1 pseudogene is annotated in these 3,662 nt (G+C 72.6%); it reads left to right on the forward strand.

The annotated features are described in order from the left end of the window. Positions 1-217: 217 nt before the first annotated feature. Positions 218-3,662, forward strand: a pseudogene (locus JF597_RS53340) (DNA repair ATPase); the annotation flags it as partial.

The following is a 3,662-nucleotide window of genomic DNA, read 5'->3' on the forward strand; positions in this document are numbered from 1 at the left end:
AAGCAACTTCTGGACAGGGCCGGTGAGCTGGGCCTGGCCGACACCTCGCTCGCCGCGCTCAACGGCAGCGCGAGGGCCTGACCCGACGCCGGGTCACTGACCGGCACGGCCGGGACCCGAACCGCGCCGACACGGCCTCACTTGCCCGTGGTCCGGAGCTGCCGCACAGGGGACGGCAGCTCCGGACCACGTTTCTCCGACTTCCGAGAGGGACCCCATGACCACCGGCCCGGACACCGGCACGTACGAGGTGCTGCGCGACCGCCTCACCGCGCAGGCCGGCGAACTCGCCCGCCGCGCCGAGGCGCTCAACTCCCGCCGCACCGAGGAGTTCGGCTCCACCCGGCTGGAGTTGACGCGTACCGAGCGGGTGCGCACCGAACACACCTGTGTCCCCCGCGACATCGTTTCCCTGGGCGACGCCGTCCTCTTCGGCCACAACATCTTCCCGGGCCGGGGGCCCCAGACGGCCGTCGGTGACGTCTTCTCGCTGCACGACCGCGACCTGAACCGGCTCCCCGACGACGCCGTGCCAGGACTGCTCGACGACCCCGCCTTCGTCCGCGAGTTCGCCGCCCTCTACCGCTACTACCGCCAGGCCCACATCCTCCAACTGCGCCGCACCGGCGGCAAACTGCTGGCCGTCTTCCAGACCGGCGAGAAGACAGATGACATCCGCGTGCTGCGCTGGGCACTCACCGACGAGGGCCGGGCGACCTTCCTGGACGCGCGAGGCGAGCGCGATCATGTCCTGCCGCCCTCGCACGACTTCCCGTGGACGCGGACCACCCGCGAGGACCACGTCCTGGGCCGTCACCCGCACGTCTCCATCGAGGGCGAGGTCTTCGTCGAGACGGTCGCGGGGACGCTGACCGTCAAAGTCGAAGACGACACCGAGACCGGCGAGGGCATCCACTGCGAGCCGGTCGCCGAACCGCTGCAGTCCCTCGCCGACGCGGACATCGCGTACGCGCGCGTGGGCGCCCTGATCCTGCTGGACGTCCTCCCCTACAAGGAGGACGTCCACCGCTACCTGGTCTTCAACACCCTCACCAAGAACGTCGTCCGCCTCGACGGCATCGGCCGGGCCTGCCGCCGCCTGCCCGGGCATCGTCTTCCCCGGCGGCTACTGCCTGGCCACCGGTGCGCACAAGACGTACGACCTAGACACCGAGGGCCTGGAGTTCGAGCGCGAGATTCGCTCACCGAACGGCGAGGACGTCCTCTTCGTCTTCCACGCGCGCGCGGAAGGCCGCAGCCTCCTCCTGCCGTACAACATGATCCGCAAGGAGATCGCCACCCCGCTGTCCTGCCACGGCTGGGCCCTCTTCGACGACGGCACGCTCATGATCCTGCGCGCCGACAGCGACGAGCCGGCCCGCGTGCACCCCCTCCAGCTGTGGCGCTCCCCGTACGTCTCCGACACCCACGCCGCCGCTCAGCCGGTCGGCACGGGCCCGCTGGCCCGTGTCGGCAACGCCGACCTCGTGCGCGGCATCTCCGACTGCCTGTCCATCGCGCGCGCGGTCACCGAGGTCACCCCGACGAGCGAGGTCTACGAAGCCCTGGCCGGCGCATGCGTCCGGGCCGCCGACTCCTACCACTGGCTGGCCGAGACCGAACTCGGCGACCTGCACGAGCCGCTCACGCGGGTGAGGTCCACCGCCGAGCAGGTGCTGGCCGAGTTCGAGACCGTCCAGGCCCTCACCCGCCAGGCCGGCGACGCGCTCGCCGACGCAGCCGCGCGCGTCGCCACGGTCGTACGGCGGCTGCGCGGCGAGTCTCCGCGCAGCGCCGCCGCCTGGGTGACCGGACTGACCGAACTCCGGCACGCTCAAGGGCACTTGCTCACCCTCAAGGACATGCGGTACGCCGACGCCGTCCGCATCGAAGAGCTCGCCGCCGACGCGGAGTCGGACCTGACCGCCTTCGGGCAGCGGGCCGTCTCCCACCTCGCCCGCGAGGACGCCTTCGCCGGCCACCGGGCCGACATCGAGCAACTTGTCGCCGACGCCGAAACGATCGCCACCGTCGCCGAGGCCGCGCCCCTCACCGCCCGCCTCGACGAACTCGCCGACGGACTGCGGACGGTGACCGAGGTCGTCGCCGGCCTCGACTTCGGTGACGCCACCGTCCGTACGTCCATCCTGGAGCGCATCGCCGAAGTACTGGGTGGGGTCAACCGCGCCCGCGCCACCCTCGACGGCCGCCGCCGCGCACTGGTCGACCGCGAAGGACGCGCCGAGTTCGCCGCCGAGTTCGCCCTGCTCGGCCAGGCCGTCACCGGCGCGCTCTCCGCCGCCGACAGCCCCGAGACCTGCGACGAGCAACTCGCCCGCCTGCTCGTGCAGGTGGAGAACCTGGAGTCACGGTTCGCCGAGTTCGACGACTTCCTGGGCGACCTCGCTGACAAGCGCGACGAGGTCCTCGAGGCGTTCGCCGCCCGCAAGCAGACCCTTGCCGACGCCCGCGCCCGCCGTGCCGAACGCCTCACCGACTCGGCGGCCCGCGTCATGCAGACGCTCACCCGGCGCGCCGCCGCCCTCCCCGACGCGGACGCCGTCGCCACGTACTTCGCCTCCGACCCTATGCCCGCGAAGATCCGCCGCCTCGCCGACGAGCTGCGCCGACTCGGCGACCAAGTGCGCGCGGAGGAACTCGACGGCCGCCTCAAGTCCGCCCGCCAGGAGGCGTCGCGCGCACTGCGGGACCGCACCGACCTGTACACCGACGACGGCCGCACCCTCCGCCTGGGCACCCACAACTTCGCCGTCAACACCCAGCCCCTCGACCTGACCCTGGTCCCGCACGGCGACACCCTCGCCTTCGCGCTCACCGGCACCGACTACCGCTCCCCGGTCACCGACCCCGACTTCACCGCCACCCGCCCGTACTGGAACCGCCCGCTGCCCTCGGAGTCGCCCGAGGTCTACCGTGCCGAACACCTCGCCGCCCGGCTGCTGGACGAACACGGCCCCGCGGCCCTCGCGGAGGCCGACGACCTGCTCGCCCTGGTCCGGCAGGCGGCACAGACGGCGTACGACGAGGGCTACGAACGCGGCGTCCACGACCACGACGCGGTGCTGATCCTCACCGCGCTGCTGCGCCTGCACGAACGCGCCGGCCTGCTCCGCCACCAGCCGGCGGCCCGCGCCACCGCCCAGCTGTTCTGGGCGCACCGCACCACGCCCGAGGCGCGTGCGAGTTGGACCCGGCGTGCGGTGTCGCTGGCGCGGGCCAGGGACACCTTCGGCCTGACGCCCGCCATCGCCGATCTGCGGGGAGAGTTGGCGCAGGCGATCACCGGGGAGGCCGCGGATGCCGCCGCCGCGTACCTCTTCGAGGAGCTGACGAGCGGCCCCGAGGGGTTCGTCGTCAGCAGCGGCTGCCGCACGCTGCTCGACAAGTTCCGTCGTACGGTGGGCACATCGGCCTACGACGACGACCTCGCTGCTCTAGCCGACATGGCCGCCCGCCGGCAACTGGTCGAGGCATGGCTGTCGTCGTACGCGGCATCCACCGGCGCGGATCTCACCCCCGGTGATCTGGCCGAGGCGGTGGCTGCCGAGCTGTGCCCGGACCTGGCCCGCTACGAGTCCGACGCCCCGCTGACCGAGACCGTCGAGGGGCTGCTCGGCACCCACCCGCGCGTCAGCAGCCGT

Origin of the sequence: Streptomyces sp. (assembly GCF_019510245.1) — a bacterium.
GTDB lineage: Bacteria > Actinomycetota > Actinomycetes > Streptomycetales > Streptomycetaceae > Streptomyces.